At 57.2% G+C, this 21,629-nt stretch carries 17 protein-coding genes and 1 tRNA gene; 9 read left to right on the top strand and 9 right to left on the bottom strand.

Annotation, left to right across the window (positions count from 1 at the left end):
- Positions 1-9 precede the first annotated feature (9 nt).
- The gene (locus ACFPU0_RS07840) at positions 10-1,005 is read right to left on the bottom strand and encodes an AraC family transcriptional regulator (RefSeq protein ID WP_377692307.1); all 996 of its coding nucleotides are present in this window, start codon (positions 1,003-1,005) and stop codon (positions 10-12) included.
- A gap of 812 nt (positions 1,006-1,817) precedes the next feature.
- On the opposite strand from ACFPU0_RS07840, the gene ACFPU0_RS07835 reads away from it, so the two are divergent.
- From ACFPU0_RS07835 to ACFPU0_RS07825, 3 genes are read left to right on the top strand one after another with little or no spacing between them, the layout of a single operon-like run.
- A complete protein-coding gene (locus ACFPU0_RS07835) occupies positions 1,818-2,936 on the top strand; it encodes a WD40/YVTN/BNR-like repeat-containing protein (protein ID WP_377692306.1) in 1,119 nt (372 codons plus the stop codon).
- Positions 2,937-2,947: 11 nt separating this feature from the next.
- Positions 2,948-5,332, top strand: coding sequence for an efflux RND transporter permease subunit (locus ACFPU0_RS07830; RefSeq protein ID WP_377692451.1), 2,385 nt, complete (start codon positions 2,948-2,950; stop codon positions 5,330-5,332).
- Positions 5,333-5,380: 48 nt separating this feature from the next.
- Positions 5,381-6,619, top strand: a complete 1,239-nt coding sequence (locus ACFPU0_RS07825; RefSeq protein ID WP_377692305.1) for a HAMP domain-containing protein — start codon at positions 5,381-5,383, stop codon at positions 6,617-6,619.
- Positions 6,620-6,749: 130 nt separating this feature from the next.
- Here ACFPU0_RS07825 and ACFPU0_RS07820 read toward each other — a convergent pair whose 3' ends face one another.
- A complete protein-coding gene (locus tag ACFPU0_RS07820; protein WP_377692304.1) occupies positions 6,750-7,730 on the bottom strand; it encodes an IS5 family transposase in 981 nt (326 codons plus the stop codon).
- Positions 7,731-7,815: 85 nt separating this feature from the next.
- Between ACFPU0_RS07820 and ACFPU0_RS07815 the strand changes: the two genes are divergently transcribed.
- The 3 genes from ACFPU0_RS07815 to ACFPU0_RS07805 all read left to right on the top strand — a co-directional run bounded on the left by ACFPU0_RS07815 (position 7,816) and on the right by ACFPU0_RS07805 (position 12,650).
- Positions 7,816-8,571 (top strand): methyl-accepting chemotaxis protein, encoded by a 756-nt coding sequence (locus ACFPU0_RS07815; protein WP_377692303.1) that lies wholly within the window; start codon positions 7,816-7,818, stop codon positions 8,569-8,571.
- A 245-nt stretch (positions 8,572-8,816) separates the two neighbouring features.
- Complete coding sequence (locus tag ACFPU0_RS07810; protein ID WP_377692302.1) at positions 8,817-9,863, top strand: AraC family transcriptional regulator; 1,047 nt, start codon at positions 8,817-8,819, stop codon at positions 9,861-9,863.
- 186 nt (positions 9,864-10,049) lie between these two features.
- Positions 10,050-12,650 (top strand): neutral/alkaline non-lysosomal ceramidase N-terminal domain-containing protein, encoded by a 2,601-nt coding sequence (locus ACFPU0_RS07805; RefSeq protein WP_377692300.1) that lies wholly within the window; start codon positions 10,050-10,052, stop codon positions 12,648-12,650.
- A 255-nt stretch (positions 12,651-12,905) separates the two neighbouring features.
- Here the strand turns inward: ACFPU0_RS07805 and istB are convergent, their stop codons facing one another.
- The 6 genes from istB to ACFPU0_RS07775 all read right to left on the bottom strand — a co-directional run bounded on the left by istB (position 12,906) and on the right by ACFPU0_RS07775 (position 17,775).
- Positions 12,906-13,706 carry an IS21-like element helper ATPase IstB gene (gene istB, locus ACFPU0_RS07800; protein ID WP_377692299.1) on the bottom strand — a complete coding sequence of 267 codons (801 nt, stop codon included), beginning with the start codon at positions 13,704-13,706 and terminating at the stop codon, positions 12,906-12,908.
- Positions 13,699-15,198: an IS21 family transposase gene (gene istA / locus ACFPU0_RS07795; protein ID WP_377692450.1), complete on the bottom strand. Its 1,500-nt coding sequence runs from the start codon at positions 15,196-15,198 to the stop codon at positions 13,699-13,701. The genes istB and istA overlap by 8 nt, the downstream gene beginning before the upstream one ends.
- A gap of 218 nt (positions 15,199-15,416) precedes the next feature.
- A tRNA-Gly gene (locus ACFPU0_RS07790) sits at positions 15,417-15,490 on the bottom strand.
- A gap of 97 nt (positions 15,491-15,587) precedes the next feature.
- Positions 15,588-16,472, bottom strand: a complete 885-nt coding sequence (locus ACFPU0_RS07785) for an alpha/beta fold hydrolase (protein WP_377692298.1) — start codon at positions 16,470-16,472, stop codon at positions 15,588-15,590.
- Positions 16,473-16,870: 398 nt separating this feature from the next.
- Entirely contained in the window at positions 16,871-17,563 is a 693-nt protein-coding gene (locus tag ACFPU0_RS07780; protein WP_377692297.1) for a pseudouridine synthase, read from the bottom strand.
- Positions 17,563-17,775 (bottom strand): cysteine-rich CWC family protein, encoded by a 213-nt coding sequence (locus ACFPU0_RS07775; protein ID WP_377692296.1) that lies wholly within the window; start codon positions 17,773-17,775, stop codon positions 17,563-17,565. The genes ACFPU0_RS07780 and ACFPU0_RS07775 overlap by 1 nt, the downstream gene beginning before the upstream one ends.
- 263 nt (positions 17,776-18,038) lie before the next feature.
- On the opposite strand from ACFPU0_RS07775, the gene pcsA reads away from it, so the two are divergent.
- The 3 genes from pcsA to ACFPU0_RS07760 all read left to right on the top strand — a co-directional run bounded on the left by pcsA (position 18,039) and on the right by ACFPU0_RS07760 (position 20,167).
- Positions 18,039-18,761: a phosphatidylcholine synthase gene (gene pcsA / locus ACFPU0_RS07770; RefSeq protein ID WP_377692294.1), complete on the top strand. Its 723-nt coding sequence runs from the start codon at positions 18,039-18,041 to the stop codon at positions 18,759-18,761.
- 538 nt (positions 18,762-19,299) lie between these two features.
- Positions 19,300-19,740 (top strand): carboxymuconolactone decarboxylase family protein, encoded by a 441-nt coding sequence (locus ACFPU0_RS07765; RefSeq protein ID WP_377692293.1) that lies wholly within the window; start codon positions 19,300-19,302, stop codon positions 19,738-19,740.
- A gap of 7 nt (positions 19,741-19,747) precedes the next feature.
- The gene (locus tag ACFPU0_RS07760; protein ID WP_377692292.1) at positions 19,748-20,167 is read left to right on the top strand and encodes a cupin domain-containing protein; all 420 of its coding nucleotides are present in this window, start codon (positions 19,748-19,750) and stop codon (positions 20,165-20,167) included.
- Between the two features lie 179 nt (positions 20,168-20,346).
- On the opposite strand, the gene ACFPU0_RS07755 is transcribed toward ACFPU0_RS07760, so the two are convergent.
- Positions 20,347-21,609 carry an OprD family porin gene (locus tag ACFPU0_RS07755; protein ID WP_377692291.1) on the bottom strand — a complete coding sequence of 421 codons (1,263 nt, stop codon included), beginning with the start codon at positions 21,607-21,609 and terminating at the stop codon, positions 20,347-20,349.
- Positions 21,610-21,629: the final 20 nt, after the last annotated feature.

Below are 21,629 nucleotides of genomic sequence, written 5' to 3'. Positions count from 1 at the left end.
TATTCAAGTCTAGATAGCCTTCTTGCGGTACTCGCGCGGAGTAAGGCCTGTCCAGCGACGAAAGGCGCGGGTAAAGGAACTGGCTTCGTTGTAACCAAGCATTAGTGCTATATCGGTCAGACGATCATTGCTATTGCTGACATATTCGAGGGCGAGCGCGCGTCGAACATCTTCGACCAATGTACCAAACTCCAGGTCAAGTTCACTGAGTCGACGCTGGAGCGTCCTAACACTCATGTTGAGCGACTCAGAGACCTGAGCCACGCCAACTCGTCCACGTCTTAACTCGATGGCGATCGCCTGTGAGACATCCGCGAGCAAATTGGCGGGTTGGCTAAGACGTTTTCTCTGCTCTTCAAGAAATGGTTGAAGGGCCTGTAACAAGCGCTTGTTCGCTGTAAGAATTGGTAAGTCAAGGATGACCTTGCTGAAATAGAGCCTATTACAGTCCTGATTGAAGAATATTGGGCATCGGAATATTTCGCGATGTAGAGCCAGGTCCTTCGGCGGGGCGTGTTCGAAGTCGACGCGGGTAGGTGCCAGGGGACTCCCCGTCACTTCCCTGAAGCAAGATAGCAGTGCCGAGATGGAAAGTTCGGCATCTTGCCTTCGTTGTGTAATGGTCGTGTCGGTCACTTGATACGAGATCACGACCAGCCCATCTTCCTCATTGACATCGAGCTTTTCAGCCTGGCTACGCACCACCATGTAACGACACAGGCCGTCGATTGCATCACTGAGCCGATCCATGCTGCGGGTCGCTTGCCCAACCACACCAAAGTCCGCTGTGCGCATCTGGCTTCCGATGCGTAATCCGATCGGCTCTCCAAGAGCGTTTCCCGCCAGTTCAAGCAATTTCACCACGCAGGCTTGTGGGCACTGGATCTCAGGGTCGCTGAAGAACGAAGAATCCAGCCCGGCTTCCGTAAGGTAAGGGCTGAGTATGTCTGCGAACCGGCTGAACAATAGCTCCGGATGCGATGCGTTAACCGGTGAAGTTGTCATGGCTTGTGATATCTCGGTTGACGTTTATGGCGCAATGGAAGGTTTCGGGCTGGTGGAACGAAGAAATGTGCCTGATGGCGGCGGGTGGGCAGGCGGAAATTGCGGGTCGATGTGACCCCTTCCTGCTTTGGAAGCACGGAGGGCGGGAGCGTGGTGGGACCTTGGATTCATGGGCTTGCGCGGATAGTTGTTCTTGTAAGGCGCCAGTCCGTCCCTGCGCCCTGAAGCGGAGCCTGGGCAGGGCAGTGGTGCGTTCGCGTTGAAATAAAGCGTAACAACCCTGGCCGCAGTAGGGAAGCCGGTAGTCTACGCGGGCAATTTGCTACCAAAACGAAAGCAATGCGTATGCCATATGCGTCTTGATCCCCGAGGTTGGCGCACCTTTTCCAGTCCAGTTGATTAGAAAAGTTTGTGAGGGGCTGTGCCAGAGAGATATCCGGCGCCTGGATGGCTGGCGGGGATTTGGGTGGGGAGCTGTGGCACCAAATAGCAATTATTTGGCACGAAACGTTCAGTACCGCCAGTGGCCGGCTGAGATACTCAGGCCACCCGGCAAGGCGAGTGCGTCAAGAGTCAGGTCTTGGTCGGGCCTCAAAACAATAACTCATCAAAGGGTTCAAATGAGCACTCTTCAAGGTCGATGCACCTTTTTGGTGCTTTGCAAGGCTCGCGTTCAAAAGATGGGCCTTTTCCGCTTTCTGCCAGCCCTGGCCTGCCGCGCTGACTTCAATGGAGACGGCTAGGCAATGTGTTGCTCCTTCACTTTGGGGTGGAAGGTCCGGCCTGAAGCCCTTCTCTTTCGAGTATCCCGCATGAAAACCGTGAATTTCACCGCGCTCGCGCTGCTGTTTGGCTTGGGCGTAAACCTGCAGGCCGCGCCCTTGGGTGACCGCTTGGAGCGTGCGTCGCACTTATCACCGTTTGCCATTCATGCACCGCTTACCGATGTTCAAAGCATAAGGGGGCGATTGGTTATGGTCGGCGAAAGCGGCCATATATTGCTCCGAGATACAGATGGAAATATCAAGCAATCCGAAGTTCCGGTCGATCTGTTGCTGACAGCTGTCCATTTTGTCGACGAAATCAACGGCTGGGCCGTTGGTCATGATGGCGTGGTTCTTCGCAGTGCGGACGGCGGCAAGACCTGGAACAAGCAGCTAGACGGGCGGCATATCAGTCAATTGATGCTCGACTGGGCTAAAGCCGACGTCGCGCGCCGGGAAAAGGAAAACGCGGGTGCGCCGGGTGACGAAGAGATTTCCACCGCACTGGATAATGCGCTCTTTGCTCTTGACGATGCCGAGGCAGGTAGAGCGTCCGGCCCTTCCCGTCCTTTGCTGGACGTGTGGTTTCGCGATGCACAAGAGGGGTGGGCAGTAGGTGCCTACGGCATGATCGTTCACACCAGCAATGGCGGACAGAGTTGGGAGTTTGTGTCGGACCTGGCCAATCCGGACCGCCTGCATCTCAACGCTGTTCTCGGATTGGTCGATGGCGGTTTGCTCGTGGCGGGCGAGGGGGGGCGCTTGTATTCGTCTAGTGATGGAGGGCGCCACTGGGAGGTTTCCCAACAACTCACTCAGGCATCGATCTACAGGCTGATGCAACTCAAAGATGGTCAAGTGCTCGCCCTCGGTTTCGGAGGGGCGTTGCTCTCCAGTGTGGATGGGGGACGGAACTGGAAAACAATCGCTTTGCCGGTGCCGGTCAGCATTTACGGCGGTGAACAACTGAGCGATGGCAGCCTGGTACTCGCGGGGCAGGGGGGCATGTTGTTGTACAGCGGTGATGGGCAGCAGTTCGAAACTATCAACAATGGACATACTGACTCTCTTCTCGGGGTGGCCCAACTCAGCCCCGAAGTACTGGCCTTGGTTGGTAGCAGCGGCCTGCAGTTATTGCCTGTGGCTGAGTTGAAGGAGCGGCTTTAATGAATGCGCAAATGAAAAATGTCTTGGCTCCATTGAAATCGACTGCCTTGCAACGGCTGATTGATCTGGTCGAGAGAGTGCTGTTCCACAACCGCTTGACAGTTCTTCTGGTGTTTCTTTTTGCATCCGTGGCGCTGGGTATTGCCGCATTGTCACTTCGCCCGGACGCCAGCTTCACCCGAATGATTCCCGGTAGCCACCCGTTCATCCAGAATTATCTGAAGTTTGAAGATGTGCTGCGCCCGCAGAGCAATGTCTTAAGAGTTGTGGTGGAGAACCCGAAAGGAGACATTCTTACAAAAGAGTTTCTAGAAACTTTGCGTGAGGTAAACGACAAGATCTTCTACGTGCCCGGTGTCGACCGTGGCAACCTCAAGTCATTGTGGACGCCAAACGCCATGTGGGCCGAAGTGACCACAGAGGGGTTGCGTGCCGGCAGGGTGATTCCCGACACCTATGACGGGAGCCCGGCGGCCCTGGCCCAGGTCCGTCACAATATTCAACGGGCTGATATGATTGGCAGCTTCGTCGCAAACGATTTCACGTCGGCGGTGATCCGTGTTCCATTGCTGGAAAATGATCCGGAAACCGGCAAGCCATTGGACTACGGGGTGGTTAGCCAGACACTGGAGACCGAAGTGCGCGAATACTTTGCGGGCCAGGGGGTAGTAATTCGTATAATCGGTTTCGCCCAGATCATCGGTGATCTTCTGGCGGCAGCTGCAGACATCGCTTTGTTTTTCTCGGTAACCGTGGTTCTTATCGGCGTCCTGCTCTATATCTACTGTCGTTGCTGGCGTAGTACCGCTGTAACAATCTTGACCTGTTTGCTGACTGTGGTGTGCCAGCTCGGGTTGCTTAGGATTCTGGGTTATGGCCTTGATCCCTATTCCATACTCGTGCCTTTCCTGATCTTCGCAATCGGGATTAGCCATGCGGTCCAGAACATTAACCTGATGATGGGAGAGATGGGAGCGGGAGCAACTCCGCTGGAAGCGGCAAAATGTACCTTTCGCGCCCTTTTCATCCCAGGTTCGACAGCGTTGCTGGCCGATGCAGTTGGCTTCATTACGCTGTTGGTCATTGATATCGGCGTGATTCAGCAGCTTGCCGTTACTGCGAGTGTCGGCGTACTTGTCGCTATATTCACGAAGATGTTTCTGCTGCCGGTATTGATGTCCTATGTTGGAGTCAGCCCTCGAGGTATGCGTCAGCAACAAGAGCGTGCGAATTCGGACTGGCCTGTTTTTCAGCGTTTGTCCGCGGTTGTGGAGCCGCGTATAGCACTGCCCCTGGTGTTGATAAGCGTAGTGTTGCTCGGCATTGGCTATTACGCACGGCATGATTTGAAGATTGGCGACCTAGACAAGGGCGCGCCTGAGTTTCGTCCGGAGGCTCGTTACAATCAGGACAATGCTTACCTGTTAAAAAATTACAGCACCAGCACTGATGTCTTCATTTTGATGCTCAAAACGCCGCCTGAACGCTGCTCGCGATTTGCTGTCGCGGATCTGGCGAATCAACTAGAGCAGACCTTGCAACAGGTTGACGGTGTTGAGTCGGTACAATCGCTGTATCGGGCCATGCGCTTCGATATCCTGGCTCGAAACGAGGGCAATCCCAAGTGGGCTGAGTTGTCGCGTGATCAGTACGTAATGAATAACGCCCGAGCAAGTGTGTCGGCTGAGCTCGTTGATGCACATTGTAGTGTTGTGCCAATCAGTCTCTACCTGGCCGATCATAAAGCGGAAACTCTGGATCGTGTCGTCGAGGCCGTGGACAAATTCACTCGTCAGTACGAGACCGGCGAGGTCGAAATTCTACAGGCGGCCGGGAATGCGGGAATTGAGGCAGCGACCAATATGGTTATCAAGCAGTCCGAGAAGCTTATGTTGGTTCTGGTCTTCGTGATTATCTCATTGGTGGTGCTTTGGGAGTTCCGTTCGCTAAAGGTGACTTTTTCCCTAATGGCACCGCTTTATCTATCCACCGTGCTTTGCGAGGCCGTGATGGCAAAGATGGGGCTGGGGGTGAAGGTTGCTACCTTGCCTGTGATTGCTCTTGGAGTCGGTATAGGCGTTGATTACGGTATCTATCTCTATAGCCGCATGGAAAGTTTCCTGCGTATGGGGTTGAATTTCCGTGCTGCTTATTTCGAGGCACTGAAAACAACAGGAACTTCCATTGCCTTCACTGGTATTACCTTGGCTCTCGGAGTGACTACCTGGGTATTTTCGTCGCTTAAGTTTCAGGCCGATATGGGTTTGCTACTGATGTTGTTGTTTGTATGGAACATGGTGGGCTCCCTCCTGTTGTTGCCGGCGTTGGCGTCCTTGTTGATATTAAATGGGCGTGCCCCAGTGGCCGGAACTGGTTTGGCCAGTCCGTCGGAATAGGGTTTTGGCTGTATATCTTGGACTGGGCTCCGTGTCATGAGGGCGGATATGATGTTTCTCCCGGGGATACGACTGCTGGATCGATTGCCGCTGAGGCAGAAATTTGCGTTGATTAGCCTGGTGATATTCGTTCCAGTCATGCTGGTCAATGCATTGCTTATCGAGGAGCGTTTGCGATACAACTCATCTGTTAATAATGAGTTGAAAGGTGTTCCATTGATTCGTAATAGCCTTGATTTCATCAGTACCCTCCAAGCGCTATACGATATGAGTCAGGCCCAAAGGACCTTGCAGGGCAGTGCGACGGCGACCGATCTTAATCCATTGCGGGAGCAGGGGATCAGTCAACTTAATGAACTAATCCCTGATTGGGACGATACCGCGAGCACAGTACGCTTTGTTGAACTTAGAGACGAGTTGAAGGAGATATTGCAAGGCGTTTTGTCTCAGTCAGTCACAACTCGCCAAAGCCAACTCAAGCAGGCGTTGGATCAAGCGCCGGAACTGCTCAAGCTTGCTGCCAGTGGGTCAGGTCTGACTCAGAATAGTTCTGCCCACGTGCGCAATCTGGTGGACTTGTTGATACAGAAAGGCGCAAAGGTTCGTTGGGTGATGGGGCAGGCTCGCGCGATTGGATCGGAAGCCTTTCTGCTACAACGGTTACCAGGGGCGGCGAGTGATCAGCTCGATGGCGTAAGTGTTGAACTTGCAAGCTTGGGTAATGAGTTCCAGGCAATATTGGAGAATGGTGCTTTACCTGCCTCGCTCGGTAGGGATTTGCAAGCCAATATCGATACGTTGGCCGTGACGCGTACGATGCTGGAGAGAAAATTACTCTTTTCCGATGTTCTGGCGTCGCCGTGGCAGGATTTTTATTCTGATATGTCGGAGCGTTTGCAGAGCATCCTGACTATAGAGCAGAGCGCGCTGGCGGCTCTGGAGCAACAGTTGGAGAAAAATCTCGAAAATAGCCAACGGTCGATGTTCATGCAGGTTGCTCTGACTGTGCTGAGTTTGACCTTGATCATTTATCTCTGTCGTGCGTTCTATATGTCGCTTCGGAGAACCTTGAACTCACTCGCGGACACCCTGCAACGAGTTGCCGACGGCGATTTTACCTGCTGTCATCATGCGGAAGGCCGAGACGAACTCAAAGATTTGGGACAGGTGCTCAACAGTAGTATTCAACGTGTTCGCGGGTTGATCAGTGAAGTTCGTGACGCAGTAGGGCAGGTTGAGACGCAAGCCAGGCAAGTTGAAGGTATTGCTAGGGATGCTCTGAAGTAGCCATGCGTTTCTGGCTAACTTCAGCGCCTGCCGATTTTGAAAGCGCCCACTCGACCCATAACACCTAGATCCGTCGCGCTTCACTCTCTTATTCGCTGCCGCGAGCACCTCGCAGCAGCCATTTCCCGCATTACAGGCGCACCTCTCCTGCGTTGGCCAACAAATGTCGGCGGGCCATCCACAGATTCGACAGAGCAAACAGCGTCACCATTTGCGCGGCATTCTTGGCCAATCCGCGGAAGCGCACCCTCACGTAGCCAAACTGTCGCTTGATCACGCGGAATGGATGCTCAACCTTCGCCCGCACCTGGGCCTTGGCTTTCTCGATCTTGCGGATCGCTTTGTACAAGGCACTGCGCTTGCCATGCTTCTTATAGGTGCTGCGTCGGGCGGCGACCTGCCAGATGACTCGGCGACCTTCATGTTCAGGGCGTTTTTCGACTCCGGTATAACCAGCGTCAGCACACACCACGTTTTCCTCGCCGTGCAGCAGTTTGTCGACCTGGGTGATGTCCGCGACATTGGCGGCGGTCACCACCACGCTGTGCACCAGGCCCGATTCTTCGTCGGCACCGATGTGCGCTTTCGCGCCGAAGTAATACTGGTTGCCCTTCTTCGTTTGATGCATCTCCGGGTCACGCTTGCCGTCCTGGTTCTTGGTCGAACTGGGCGCGTGGATCAGCGTGGCATCGACGATAGTGCCCTGGCGCAGCGACAGACCCCGGTCACCCAGGTAACCATTGATCACCGCCAGAATCCCAGCCGCCAACTCGTGCTTCTCCAGCAGACGCCGGAAATTGAGGATGGTGGTTTCATCGGGAATACGCTCCAGGCTCAGCCCGACAAACTGGCGCAGGATCGTGGTCTCGTACAGCGCCTCCTCCATCGCCGGATCGCTGTAGCCGAACCAGTTCTGCATCAGATGTACGCGCAGCATCGCCATCAACGGATACGCCGGACGACCGCCTTCACCCTTGGGGTAGTGCGGCTCGATCAGGGCAACCAAGCCCTTCCACGGCACCACCTGATCCATCTCGATCAGGAACAACTCCTTGCGGGTCTGCTTGCGCTTGCCGGCGTACTCGGCGTCGGCGAAGGTCATCTGTTTCATCGGGAAACTCGGGCAACGGGATCGGCGTATTTCACCAGAAACGGGAAGTCTTCTTCAGGGTTTCCCTAGTGAAACCAACGCTGCAATGATTCTCCAACGCAAAATGATTGGTCAGGTTTCTGCCGCAATGAAACAGATGACCGAGGCGGCCCAAGCGGTCGCCGGGAGTGCAATCAGTGCTGTAGATGGCACTCAACAGGTTAGTCATGAAACCTCCTATGGCAGCAGCCTGGTTATCAATCAGGCAGCTGCTATCGAAGCTTTGGCTCAAGGTATTGAGGGATCAGTGGCAGTCATCGAGCGACTTGCGAGTGATAGCAGCACCATTGGCCAGGTACTGGATGTAATCAAGAGTGTTGCCGAACAGACTAATTTGTTAGCACTCAATGCCGCCATAGAGGCCGCTCGAGCCGGTGATCAAGGTCGAGGATTTGCGGTTGTAGCAGATGAGGTCCGCAGCCTGGCGATGCGCACGCAAAATTCAAGCCGTGAGATAGAACGGATGATATGCCAGCTGCAGGAGGGGGCCGCTGCTGCCGTTCAGTCGATGGACAACAGTCAGGTTATGGCTAATGAAAACGTCGCGAGCTCGGTGAAAGTTCGATCAAGCCTGGAGAATATACTTAAAACAGTCAGTCAGATTGCAGAGAAGAGCTTGAGTATATCAACTAGTGCAGAAGGTCAGACAGAGGTTGCATTAGAGGTCGATAGCAATATTCTGCAGATTAACCAAGCCGCAGAGCACACAGCAGCCGGAGCCAGCCGAGCCGAGCAGGCGAGCCAGCAACTTAGGCGGCTGGTGGAGCAATTGAATGGGCGGATCAGCATGTTTCGTGTGTGAGAGCTGGTGGTTGATGGCACGCCGCATTGAGGTGGTGGCCTGGTGACATAGCGCAGGGTTTAATGCCTGCAGGCTCGCTCAACGTTCCTCGAATCTGAAATGATCTATAAAAAATTCTTCCGTCGTACTAGGAGAGCAATGTCTATCAGTCATGCCGGGCAGTCAGATAGTTCGCCGCGTTATTCATGCTAACTAAGCGGGACTGATGACTGGGCTAGGCTCCTCTGCTAGGAGTGAACTTGGTCATGCGCACATACGCCCGATACGAGCCCACAATATCCGTTTGTTATGTCAGATTGCTGGCCGACTATGCATGCCAGCACGGTTTGTCTGTGCAAGACTTGTTGCAAGGTGTCGGTCTCTCGGCCGATGCATTGCTCGATGCTGAATCCCGTTTGGCATTTCATTGCTATGCGGAAATGATGGAGTTGGTTGCGCATAAACTCGAAGATGTGAATCTTGGCCTTCATCTGGGGCAGCAAATGAGAATCGGTCACCTCGGAAGCTATGGGCTAATGATGATGTCCTGTGCAACCATCGCAGAGTTAGTGCCGCGAATGGTGCGCTACGCTGCATTGATGCATGAAGCTTGCCGAGATGAAGTTGAGGAGGCCAATGGAGAGTGGATTCTTCACTGGTGCAGCAATCATCCGGAGAATGTATGTCCTGGGCGGCATCATGTGGAGCAGAACTTTGCTTCGCTTGTTACCATGCAAGCGTGGGCTACTGGAAAGACAGTACATCCGCTGTGGGTTTCATTTCGTCACGCCAGGCCCGATGATATCAGGGAGCAACAAGAGTTCTTTGCATGCCCATTGCATTTCGGTGCCATGGAGAACTCCATTTCCTACCCTCCGGAGATTCTGGACCTCCGCCTGATACAAGAAAACCGTCAAGTCTTGCAGGTGATGGAATCACTTAGTTCCCAGCAATTAGATTTTCTCGAAGCACGCTCGGAGCCTGAGTGGATGACGGTTTGCAGGCAAGCGATTGCCGAGTCGCTCAAGGATGCGTCGTCGTCGCTTGACCATATTGCCTCTACTGTTGGTGTGCCAGGCTGGAAGCTGCGGCGCCTTTTGGCAAAAGAAGGTCTTACAGTTCGTGACTTAGTTGACAGTGTACGCCAAGACTTGGCCAGGCATTACATGGCCAATCCGGATTTGAGTTTGCTTGATGTTGCATTCCTTCTTGGTTTTTCTGAGCAGAGCGCTTTTCAGCGGGCGTTCCGGAGATGGACTGGAGAAGCCCCAGGGCGCACAAGACGCACAATGCTAGAGGGGCGGAATCTCTAAGCTTTATATAGCTGCCAGTGATGGTGAGAGCGCTACGTCTTGCGAAAATGTATATTCGTTGAGAATTGCTCGTTTAAAGAGTCTCCTATGTGTGCTCTGCGGTCAAGTACAGGTCGGTACGGTCAAGATTTGGTCCAGTATTGGAGGTAGCCTCAAGAGGTCAACGAAAATAAGAAGGGCTTTAAAATGATTCTTATGCGGCTGGTCTGGTTTGTTCGACTTGCACTTGTTAGTGGTGTTTCTTGTGGCGGGGTGGTGTCCACCGCGATAGCTGCTTCGTCGGTCGACAACATAGCTGGGGCTGGGTGCTTCATTGATAGTCCGCTAAACGCCATCGGCGGATCATCGGTTATGGCCGTTAATGGTGTTACCTATACCAGAACACACCGTCCGGACGCGCCAGGTCCGTTGGAAGTCCCGACTGGCATACCTGTGGTAGCGCAAGCGGATAACTGTACCGTGGAAAGTGGTTATCGCTTTGGTAGCGGCTTGTACGATACAACTGGTCCTATTGGTGGGAGGCCAGTGGGGCATTCTGATCTGGTGGGGCATGTGGTGCCAACCCAAGTGCCAAATGGCATCCATATGCGACTTTTCGCTCGCGCTTTCGTTGTCGAGTCTCCGTGTAATTCCAAACGAGTAATGATGGTAACGGATGATCATGCATTTCCCTCGGGGTTGCTGCGACAAGAGGTGCTCAGAAAAATTTCAGAGGACCCTGCTCTGGCGGCGTACTATGGGTCAGAGAATATTATGCTCTCGAGCACACATACCCATGCAACTCCCGGTGGGTATGGCGAGCCTGGTGTATTTCCAGAGTTGGATGCCGGTACGCCTCAGGTAATTGTTGATCTATATAAATTGATCCAGGGTGGTGCGAGTAGTGTTGCCCAGTTCGATTCCGATAATTTCCGTATTGTCTCGGATGGGATCGTGCAAGCTATACGCAGGGCTCACGCCAACCTTGAGGCGCATCCTCAAGTGGCAGGTATCAATATGTCCGTTGGGGAGTTGCTGAATGCCAACAGCAATCGCAGTCCTCTGGGGTATCGCCAGAATTCACCGTCTGAGCGTGCCGGCTTCGTAGATTCGGATGGCAACGAAATTGATGTGGATAAACGCTTTCTGCAGCTGAACTTTGTCCGTAATAGTGGCAGTGCGGTGGGAGTATTGAACTGGTTTGGAGTTCACCCTACTGCAATGGGGAACCACAACCGACTGGTGTCAAGTGATACGAAAGGCTATGCCGCGCTTGGTTTTGAAAAATTAATGGGGACAAAGTACAAGCCTGATGTCAATGGCGTCGCTGATGGCGCAGATAACTTTGTTGCCGCGTTTTCGCAAAGCGGGGAAGGAGATTCAGTTCCGGATCTATTTGTCTTGGACAAGGGGGTGACGGGAAGCGACTTTCCGGGCTTCGGTGTTCCTTATAGATACAGATTTGGGACCGAGGATCCGTTCGAATTCAATGAGCCAGGCTTTGCTCTTGGTGCTCGTGAGGCGGTCAAAGTACACGGTACCAAACATTTGGCGCAGGCCATCAAGCAGTTTGACGGTGGTGGACGGCTCACGGGACCTGTTGATTATCGGTTCTTCTATGTTGACATGAGTAAAGTCGTTGTTGCGGATCCAGCTGTGCTGACCGCGAATACCTTTGCGGATTTACCTGGGGCCCTTTATGCCGACAATCCAAAGAAAACCTGCACAGCGGGTTCTGGAGTGGCCTTCGCTGCCGGTGCACCCAACGGTTTAGGTTTCTTGGCTAGCGGATTCGCATGCAGCGGAACGGCTCCTTCACCTTACTTTCTAGAGGCAAGAACTGGATATAACGGTCTTTTCAATGGACAGGGTTCGATCACTGTTTATGATCAAAATACCCCTTCCAATGTGCCATTCGATGGCGTGGCGGTGACGTCGATACTGGCTCCTGTTTTCTGTGCCGCAAAAGCTGCGAATCCTAAGATGGATTGTCAGGCCGAAAAGCCTGTGGCCGGGGAGTTTCCTGGGGAGTTTGCGCCCTTGCAGATTTTCAGGATAGGCAACCTGGCCGTCCTCGGTGTTCCTTGGGAGGTCACGACGATGGCTGCCCGGCGGCTGAAGAAAGCCGTTATGGAGGTCCTGGCCCCTGTCGGAGTGGATACAGTCGTCATTTCCGGTATATCCAACGGATACCTTAACTATATGACCACGCGGGAGGAGTACAGCGCCCAGATGTATGAGGGAGCGTCTACTCCATATGGTCCTTGGCAGTTGGCTGCTGCGATGCAGGAGTACCGTCGTTTGGCCCAGACCATGGTTGATAATCTGCAGGCGCCGATTGGACCTCAGCAAACCTTCAGCAAAGGTGCCACAGCGCCTATCACTGTGGATTTCCCGGCTAACTTTGGCGCACTGCTTAATGATGCTTTACCCTTGTACACTCAAGGCAATGTCGTCGACGTGAGCTGGCAAGGAGGCTATCCGGGGAACGATCCAAAAACTATGTCGTCATATCTATATGTTGAGCGACAGAACTCATCTGGCGGTTGGGACGTCGTAGCTACCGATAAAGATGCTGAGCTGGTGTTTCTTTGGACGTGGAGCCAGAGTCCGGCGCTTACGCTCATTCATGCTGTGGATTCGTCTATGGCCATCGCACAATGGACTATCCCAAAAAATACGCCGCCGGGTAAGTATCGTATCCGGCACGAGGGAGTCTCGCGTATATCTGTCCATTCACAACCGACGCCGTATACAGGTGTGTCTCGAGTATTCCAAGTTTCAGGAATAGCTGCAGCATGCCCTTAAGCTGGCAGCGCTTAGGGAGGGGCATTGGATTTTTCCATTGCTCCCCCTTTCATTGAAGATTATTGCGAATAAGTTGCACCGGGCTATACATTGTCGGCGCTGATTGAATATTGACCCACCCTGCCGATTGAAAAATGACCCAGGGCGGCTTGCCGATTTTCACCTCGGCAATTGTGGATAAGCCTAGCAGTCGACAAACCTGCAAACGAAGCTGACCCCACCTTCCAATCCTGTGGCGGGGTCAGCCCGGCGAGATCAGAATGGGCCGTCCTCCGCTTCTTCCCCATGCTGCCGTTTGCGCTCCCGTGCCTGGATCTTGGTCTGTGCCGCCAGACTGCTGTTTTGCAGGCGGTAGGACTCGTTGCCGGTTTCGACGATATGGCAGTGGTGCGTGAGTCGATCCAGCAGCGCGGTGGTCATCTTGGCGTCGCCAAACACACTCGACCATTCGGCGAAGCTGAGGTTGGTGGTGATGATCACGCTGGTGTGCTCGTACAGCTTGGAGAGCAGGTGAAACAGCAGCGCGCCACCGCTTGGGCTGAAGGGCAAATACCCCAGCTCGTCGAGGATCACCAGATCCGCTCGCAGCAGCCCCCGGGTGATGCGGCCCGTCTTGCCGTCGTGTTTTTCGCGCTCCAGCAGGTTGACCAGATCGACCGTGGAGTAGAAGCGCACCCGCTTGTTGTGCTGCGTGATGCCAGATACGGCTAGTGCCGTCGCCAGGTGCGTTTTCCCCGTCCCCGGGCCGCCGATGAACACCACGTTCTGCGCGGTATCCGTAAACGCCAAACTGGACAGCTCCTTAATCAGGCGAGCGTCGGCACTGGAGACGCTGAAGTCGAAGCCCGCCAGGTCGCGGTGCATGGGCAGTTTGGCCATGTGCATCTGGTGGCTCACGGAGCGCACGGCGCGGTCGGCATGCTCCTGGTCGAGCAGATGTTCGAGCAACCACTTGGACGCCGCCGTGGTGGATTCGCCCTGAGCGGCCAGCTCGGCCCAGGCGTTGGCCATGCCGTGCAAACGCAGCCCTTTGAGTTCGTCGGTCAGATCACGCATTGCGCACCTCCTCATCGGTGCTGCGCAGTCGGTCATAGCGTGCGGTATTGGCGGCCGGGGCGACCTTGAGGTGCCGCGTGGTCTCGACCGCGGGCGGGGCTTCGGTCGAGGTCAAACGGGCCACGACGTTCAGGATGTGATCGGCACTCAGGCTGCCGGATTGCAGTACCAGCTCCACCGCAACCAGCACGGCATCCAGGCCGGCAATGGGCACGGCGGCCAGCACCTGGGTCATGATCCGGTCGCCCTGGGCGTGTCGCCTCAGCCCCTGCCTGAGCAGGCGCAAGGGTTTCGGTAAATCAGCAAACGGAGCGCCGTTGCGCAAGGCACCCGGTTTGCGCTCGATCAACGGGAGGTAGTGTTGCCAGTCATAGCTGACCTGGTCTCGATCAAAGAGGCGCTCGTGACTGGCAATCATGCCGTCATCGGCCATCACGACGATCCGAGCGGGATAGAGCCGGCTACTGACCCACTGGCCAACGCGCTCACAGGGTACGGAATAGCGGTTGCGGGCCACGCTGATCAGGCAGGTGCTGGAGACGCGCACCGTACGTTCGACGTAGCCATCGAAGGCGGTGGGCATCGGCATCATTTCCTCCCGCTCCAGCTCCAGGACTTCCGCCACCGTCAGCCCGTGGTACTGCGGGTGCACCAGTTCGTCCCACAAGGCGCGACAGCGCTGCGCGAGCCAGGCATTCAGCGCTTCGAAGCTGTGAAAGGTGCAGGCGCGGGCGTCCAACCAGATGCGGCGGCGGCTATCCTGCACGTTCTTTTCGACGATACCTTTTTCCCAGCCAGACGCGACGTTGCAGAAGTCTGGGTCGAACAGGTAGTGCGAACACATCACGGTGAAGCGGGCATTGACCGTGCGGCCCTTGCCCTTGCTGACCTTGTCGACCGCCGTCTTCATGTTGTCGTAGATGCCGCGCCGGGGCACGCCACCCAAGGCGGCGAACGAGCGGGTATGGGCATCGAACAGCATTTCATGTCCCTGGCTGGGGTAGGCGACCAACCAGAAGGCACGGCTGGCACACAGCTTCAGGTGCGAGACCTGGAGGCGTCGGAAGATGCCGCCAATCAGCAGACCTTCCCCGCTCCAATCAAACTGAAAGGCCTCCCCCAGCGCGAACGCCAACGGCACAAAGGCGCGTACCGCCTTGCCTTGTTCGCCGCGCCAGTGACGGATGAAGGCGGTGAGCTGGCTGTAGCCGCCGTCATACCCTTCAGCCCGGATCATCGACAGCAATGCCTTGGCACTCCGGCGATTCTGCTTCGCCCTGAAGGCATCGGCCCGGAGTGCCTGCTCCAACGTCTCGTGAAAGGGACTGAGCTTGTTGAACACGGCCCGCCGCTGGTAGACCGGCTGCGTTGACTCGGGTGCTCTGACCCATTTGCGGATGGTGTTACGCGACAGCCCGGTACGCTTGGCTATCTCATGCAAAGACAGCTTGTCGCGAAAGTACATCCGCCGAATTTTGCCCATCATTTCCATGCTGATCACCCCTGTGTTCTCCTGCTCAAAAATTGAGCAGGGGCAGTGGAACACCTGGGTCAGTTTTCAGTCAGCACAACGGGCTTTACTGGGTCAGTTTTCGGTCAGCGGCAACACAACAGGGAACATGCGGGCACAAAAAAACCGGCTGCAGCTGCCGGTTTCTGTGGGGTTCCGCTTCATGCCGGAACAAGTGGGGGCATGTGGGAATAGAAATCTGGAGCGGGCGAAGGGAATCGAACCCTCGTCATGAGCTTGGGAAGCTCAGGTAATGCCATTATACGACGCCCGCGAAGGGTGCCATTTTTACCAGAAGCGAGCCGCAAGGTGAAGCCCGGGGCAGTTACAAGTTACTGAAAATACTTGAACCTGCCCGGGCGGCCACGCGCTCAAACCGCCACAGCCTGGTAGTCGGCTGCCTGTTGGTGACGGGCAAGGCCCTTGTTCACCGGTGCCTTGAGGAAGCTCAGCAGGGTCTGTTGGGTCTGCAGCCAGGCGGCCTTGGTTTCCACATCCACGAAATGGCCGGCGTTGTCGATGACGGCGAACTGGCAGTCGCGCACATGCTTGGCGAAATGGCGGGCATCCTCGGGGGAGGTGTACTCGTCACGCTCGCCGTTGACGAACAGCAGCGGGATGTCGACGTTGGCCAGGCAATCCACGTAGCAGCGCGAATCCATGTTCAGTACCTGGCGGACATGGTGGTGCATCTGCAGGTACTCGTGATCGTCCAGGCTGCTGCAGTGCTTGTGGTTGAAGCGCTGGTACAGCGACGGCAGGTGCTTGCCGATGGTGTTGTTCACCAGGTGGCCGACGTTGTCGCGGTCGATGGCCGAGAGGTAGTCCAGGCCGCGGTTGAGGTAGTCCATCATTGGCTCGTTGAGGATGGGGGAGAAGGAGGTGATGACGGCCTTCTTGATCCGCGCCGGGCACTGGGCCAGGGCGAGCAGGGCGGAGACGCTGCCCCAGGAGAAGGACATCAGGTAGTCCACCCGGAAATGCTCGATCAGGTGGAGGAGGATGTCGGCCTCGGTCTCCTTGCCGATGAAACGGGTGTTGTCATTGTGCGGCTTGGACTGGCCGGCATAGGGCTGGTCGAAGAGCACCACGTTGAGATGCGGTTGCAGGTATTTCACTGTCTGCGCGAACGAGGCGGTCGTCGACAAGGAGCCGTTGACCAGGATGATGGTCCCCTTGGCTTCCGGGTTGCCGTAGAACTCCGTGTAAACCTTGTACTGGCTGTGAATCTCGACGATGGCGGTTTCCGGCCTCATGTCGTTTCCTCCTGGCGCAGATGGGTCATGCGAGCCCTCTCAACGGCTTGGCTCGCTCTAAGTCGTGGCAGTAGGAAAGCGCCTTTCGATGACAATCCAATGTCAGGCGAAGATTTTTAAAATTCTTTGTATTTCAAGCGGTTAGGTCGAAAAAAGACGGCGGGGCCCGGCGCTTCGGAAGGCGCCGGACGGGGTCTTCTAACCAGGCAGGGAACCTACGAGTGCAATGCACAAGGGACCGCAGGGAACGCTTAGATGGCCGGCGTGACTCTTTGGTCACGCTCTGACCTCGGGTTCGATTTAAGCAGGGCATCTTTTCACCTGCAAGCTCATTGAAAGGAAAAATTCTTGCAGTTCGTCGGGTTATTCAATCCCGATGTGACTCGGAGAGTACCTAGCTAAAAGCAGGCCACTTCTTCGTTGGTGAGTGACCGGTAGTCGCCCGGCTGCATCCAGGGGTCCAGTTTCAGCGGCCCGACGCGCTCGCGGTGCAGGCGCACGACGCGGTTCCGGAAGTGGCCGAACATCCGCTTGACCTGGTGGTAGCGGCCCTCGTGCAGGGTCAGGCGGGCGGCGCGGGCGTCGAGGATTTCCAACTGGGCGGGGAGGGTGGTCAGGTCCTCGTAGGCGAAATAGAGCCCCTGGGCGAAGGTCTCGATGTACTCGGTGCCGATGGGCTGCTCGGTTTCCACGTAGTAGACCTTGGGCTGCTTGCTGCCGGGCAGGGTGAGCCGGCGTGACCAGTGCCCGTCGTTGGTGATCAGCAGCAGGCCGGTGGTGGTGAGGTCCAGGCGCCCGCCCAGATGCAGCTCATGCTTGTCGGGTTCATCCAGCAGGTCGAGCACGGTGGGATGATCCGGGTGCTCGGTGGCGCTGACGTGGCCGGAAGGCTTGTAGAGCATGAAGTAGCGCGCCGGCTTGCCTGCCTGGAGCAGGCGCTCGTCCAGTTCCACGCGGCTGAACTCGCGGACCTCGATGCGGCCATCGGTGACCCGCTGGCCGTCCACCCTGACCCGGCCGGCGGCCAGTAGCAGGCGCGCGTCGAGGCGGCTGAACTCGGGGAAATTGCTCAAGAATCGATCAAGGCGCATCAGCTTGGTGCATCGACTGGCAGCGCCTGGGCGCAGCGGGGGCAGAGACAGGCGCGGTCGATGTCCTGCGGCGGGATGCGCTCGAGTGCGGCCGGGTCGATCCGCACCGTGAAGCGCCAGCAGTCCTGGCCGGCGCGGGAAGGATCGGCCTGGGTGCACTGGTTGCTCTGGCCGCAGAGCGGACAGCGGGTGGGGGCGGACGGGGTGCTCATGAAGGGAGTTCGCGATGCAAAGGGCGCAAGGGTGCAGCGTTGCACGGCGGGCTGCAAGTGCATGCCGATGGGCGCCGTTTCCCGATGATCGCGAGCCGGACGGCATTGCCGTCTGGCGTGGATCGCCTAGGCTCGAATAAGCAAGGTGAAGATGTCTGAAAGCGACATGGCCGGATTCACAAAAGTCTGAAGGCTTCTAAGAAGCTGACGCATAATCGCGGTCTATCGATTCTGTCACTCATACTTCAGAGCAGAGCTGCCTCGTGTCCACCAACATCAATGTCGTCAACAAGGCCAAGGCCTGGTCCGCTCACGCTGTCACTGCCACCGGGGTCGTGCTGGCCCTGATGGCCATTCTCGCCCTGTTCGACAATCAGCCCCGCGACTGCCTGCTCTGGCTGGGAGCCGCGCTGCTGGTAGACGGTCTCGATGGCACCTTCGCAAGAAGGGTGCAGACCAGCACCATGCTGCCGAACTTCGACGGTTCCACCCTGGACCTGGTGATCGACTACCTCACCTACGTGTTCATCCCCGCGATCTTCATCTATCGCTACATCGACCTGCCCGAGCATACGGCGCTGGTCACCGTGAGCCTGATCCTGGTGTCCTCGCTGTTCTGCTTCTGCAACCTGAACATGAAGAGCAGCGACAACTACTTCGTCGGTTTCCCCGCCGCGTGGAACGTGGTGGCGCTGTATATCTGGATCATCGACCCGCCGCCGGTGGCCACCCTGGCGCTGATCTGCGTCCTCGCGGCCCTGACCCTGACCAAGCTGAAGTTCCTCCACCCCTTCCGCGTGCGCAAACTGATGCCGCTGAACATCCTGGTCACCTTCATCTGGATGATCAGCAGCATGTTCCTCATCCTCCAGCATCCCTTCTACAAGTCGCTGGTACTGGGCATCTGGTGGCTGGCCTCGGCCTACTTCGTGGGCATCTGCCTGTGGCGCAGCCTGCTGGACTGGACCCACAAGCTGAAGGCCTGATGCACTGGCCGTCATCTTCAGTGGGAGATTCCATGTCAGTCGGCGTAGGGTGGAAATCCCTGTGAGGATTTCCACCATCGATGTCTTGCATGGCCACGCTGGTGGATAGAAGAGCGCTATCCACCCTACGCGGTTGAAGGCCTGACAGCTTCCTGCCTTTCCTGTGGGAGCGGATTCATTCGCACTTGGGAAACCACGTCCTGAGGACGTGGTCATGAGTCAGCGGCTCTGCCTGCGACGATTCGAATACCCAGGCCAGCAGGATGAAGCCGATGCGGTAGGGTGCGCCGTGCGCACCGGCGGTTTGACGTGGTGCCGAAGCCGATCCCGGAATCGGTGCGTGCAGCGCACCCTAGGGTCCAGGCCTGGCGAAAGGGGGCGGTCTTGTGCACGGGGAGGATTCGCCCCCTTCCAGGGGGTTAGCGCAAGTCGTTTCCGCAGCGGATTGGCCACCTGGTATTCAGCCTGATTGGCCATAGGTTGCAGGTTCCACCGCCATTAGCTTGGAGGCATCCCTCCCCGATACGAGGATGCCTCGATGCTCCCACGCCTGGACTATTACGCCGCATCGCCCGATGCCCTCAAGGCGATGCTCGCCCTGGAGGCGGCGGTGAGCAAACTGCCGCTGGAAAAGCCGCTGCTGGAGCTGGTCAAGCTGCGTGCTTCGCAGATCAACGGCTGCGCCTTCTGTGTCGACCTGCACAGCCACGATGCGCGCAAACGCGGGGAAACCGAGCGCCGCCTGTATTCGGTGGCCGTCTGGCGCGAAAGCCCCTTCTTCACCCCACGCGAGCGCGCCGCGCTGGCCTGGGCCGAATCCCTGACCCGCCTCGCCGAAACCCATGCCCCGGACCTGGACTACGCCGAGCTCGAAGCTCACTTCAACGAGCGCGAAAGGGTGGACCTGACCCTTGCCATCATTTCCATCAACAGCTGGAACCGGCTGGCTGTCGGCTTCCGCAAAGTCCCCAGCGAGTGAATCCATCATGCGCAATCTGAAAACCCTGACCACCCTGTTCGCCGGCCTGGCACTGCTGAACAACCCGCTGGCCTTCGCCCATGACGCCGGCGACGGCAAGGAGCAAGTGGCCGTGCTGCAGGAACAGGCCCTGCTCAATGCACCGGGCAAGAAGGCCCTCATGCTCACCGTGAACTACGCGCCGGGCCAGCGTTCCCTGGCCCACAGCCATCCGGGCTCGGTCTTTGCCTATGTGGAGGAAGGGGAGGTGATTTCCCAGCTCAAGGGGCAGGAGCCCAAGGTCTACAAGGCCGGCGAAACCTGGTACGAGCCGGCAGGCAGTGTCCACCTGCAATCGCGCAATGCCAGTGAGAGCAAGCCGGCGAAGCTGGTGGTGTGGATACTGCAGGGCGAGAAGGACGAAGTGTTGGAGCCGTACGAGCAGTGAGTCTGGGACCGGGACGGGCCGCCCCCTTCAAGGCCATCACTCGGGCTTACTCGCCGTGTAGGTGGATAGCGCTTTTCTATCCACCAGCGAGGTTGTGCAGAAGGTGGAAATCCCTAAAGGGATTTCCACCCTACGCATATCTCCGACGGGTGATGCCAAGTGCAAGGTTCCGCGCGGCTTTACCAGAGCGCCAGGGTGTAGCTGAGGATCAACCGGTTCTCGTCGATATCGCTGCCGAAATGCGTCGAGCGCACCGTGGCGTTGCGCCATTTGAGCCCGAGGTTCTTCAGCGGCCCATCCTGCACCACGTAGGCGAGATCGGTGTCGCGTTCCCATTCCTCGCCATCCGCGCGGCCGGCGCCCAGTTCCACGCCGTCGCCGGACAGGTAGCGGGTCATGAAGGTCAGCCCGGGAATCCCCACGGCGGCGAAGTTGTAGTCGTAGCGGGCCTGCCAGGAGCGTTCCTCGCGGTTGGCGAAGTCGCTGATCTGCACGAAGTTCACCAGGTAGGCATCGCTGCCGTTGACATAGGCGAAGCCGGTGTCGCCGCTCATGCGCTGGTAGCCCAGGCCCAGGGCGTGGCCGCCGACGGCGTAGGTGAACAGCGCGCCGAAGGCCTTGTTATCCACGTTGCTGCCGCCCTCGTCGCTGGAGCGGGCGAAGCGCAGGTCGCTCTTCAGCGACTGGCCGTCGCCCAGCGGCAGCAGGTGGTTCAGGGTCAGCAGGTGCTGGCGGTAGAAGTCGTCCAGGCGAGCGACGCCGTAGCCGGTGGTCAGGCGGTCGTTCCACTTGTAGCTGAGGTTGGCGAAATCGAAGGCATCGCTGGTGGTGCTGCGCGCGCGGATGTTCTTCACGCCGACCGTGGTGATGCCCAGGTCCTCGTAGTCGGAGGAGTCGCGCTGGTTCACCTCGGTCAGGCGGCCGGCGTCGAGGGTCAGGCCGTCGAGTTCCAGGGAGTTGAGCTGGCCACCCTTGAAGGTCTGCGGCAGCAGGCGCGAGTCGTTGGCCAGCAGCACCGGCAGCTTGGGCAGCAGGGTGCCGAGCTTGAGGGTGCTCTTCGAGGCGCGCAGCTTGGCGGTCAGGCCGAGTTCGCCGTACTCGTCCTGGGCGCGCTTGGGCGCCTCGCGGTCGCGTTTCAAGAGGCCGGAGCCGGCGCGCTCGGGGCTGGAGTCGAGCTTGACGCCGAGCAGGCCGAGGGCGTCGACGCCGACGCCGATCTGTCCCTCGGTGAAGCCCGACTCGTAGCGCAGGAGGAAGCCCTGGGCCCATTCCTCGGCCTTGTTTTGGGGCGCGTTGTCCTGGCGGAAGTCGCGGTTGAAGTAGAAGTTGCGCAGTTCCAGGCTGGCCTTGCTGTCCTCGATGAAGTCCGCCAGGGCGGGCGTGGACAAGCCGAGGGCGCCGCCGGCCAGCAGCAGGCCGGTGGTGAGGGTGTTGCGGTGCATGGTGAGTCCTCTTGTTCTTG

The sequence above is a fragment of the Pseudomonas sp. GCM10022186 genome (assembly GCF_042656385.1).
Lineage (GTDB): Bacteria > Pseudomonadota > Gammaproteobacteria > Pseudomonadales > Pseudomonadaceae > Metapseudomonas.
The sequence above is the reverse complement of the archived record's forward strand: the minus strand, read 5'-3'. Positions and strand labels throughout refer to the sequence as shown.

Excerpts from the sequence above, each read along its gene's own strand:
- ACFPU0_RS07840 (WP_377692307.1), bottom strand. The coding sequence starts at position 1,005 with ATGACAACTTCACCGGTTAACGCATCGCATCCGGAGCTATTGTTCAGC.
- ACFPU0_RS07835 (WP_377692306.1), top strand. The coding sequence starts at position 1,818 with ATGAAAACCGTGAATTTCACCGCGCTCGCGCTGCTGTTTGGCTTGGGC.
- ACFPU0_RS07830 (WP_377692451.1), top strand. The coding sequence starts at position 2,948 with ATGAAAAATGTCTTGGCTCCATTGAAATCGACTGCCTTGCAACGGCTG.
- ACFPU0_RS07825 (WP_377692305.1), top strand. The coding sequence starts at position 5,381 with ATGATGTTTCTCCCGGGGATACGACTGCTGGATCGATTGCCGCTGAGG.
- ACFPU0_RS07820 (WP_377692304.1), bottom strand. The coding sequence starts at position 7,730 with ATGAAACAGATGACCTTCGCCGACGCCGAGTACGCCGGCAAGCGCAAG.
- ACFPU0_RS07815 (WP_377692303.1), top strand. The coding sequence starts at position 7,816 with ATGATTCTCCAACGCAAAATGATTGGTCAGGTTTCTGCCGCAATGAAA.
- ACFPU0_RS07810 (WP_377692302.1), top strand. The coding sequence starts at position 8,817 with ATGCGCACATACGCCCGATACGAGCCCACAATATCCGTTTGTTATGTC.
- ACFPU0_RS07805 (WP_377692300.1), top strand. The coding sequence starts at position 10,050 with ATGATTCTTATGCGGCTGGTCTGGTTTGTTCGACTTGCACTTGTTAGT.
- istB (WP_377692299.1), bottom strand. The coding sequence starts at position 13,706 with ATGCGTGATCTGACCGACGAACTCAAAGGGCTGCGTTTGCACGGCATG.
- istA (WP_377692450.1), bottom strand. The coding sequence starts at position 15,198 with ATGGAAATGATGGGCAAAATTCGGCGGATGTACTTTCGCGACAAGCTG.
- ACFPU0_RS07785 (WP_377692298.1), bottom strand. The coding sequence starts at position 16,472 with ATGAGGCCGGAAACCGCCATCGTCGAGATTCACAGCCAGTACAAGGTT.
- ACFPU0_RS07780 (WP_377692297.1), bottom strand. The coding sequence starts at position 17,563 with ATGCGCCTTGATCGATTCTTGAGCAATTTCCCCGAGTTCAGCCGCCTC.
- ACFPU0_RS07775 (WP_377692296.1), bottom strand. The coding sequence starts at position 17,775 with ATGAGCACCCCGTCCGCCCCCACCCGCTGTCCGCTCTGCGGCCAGAGC.
- ACFPU0_RS07765 (WP_377692293.1), top strand. The coding sequence starts at position 19,300 with ATGCTCCCACGCCTGGACTATTACGCCGCATCGCCCGATGCCCTCAAG.
- ACFPU0_RS07760 (WP_377692292.1), top strand. The coding sequence starts at position 19,748 with ATGCGCAATCTGAAAACCCTGACCACCCTGTTCGCCGGCCTGGCACTG.
- ACFPU0_RS07755 (WP_377692291.1), bottom strand. The coding sequence starts at position 21,609 with ATGCACCGCAACACCCTCACCACCGGCCTGCTGCTGGCCGGCGGCGCC.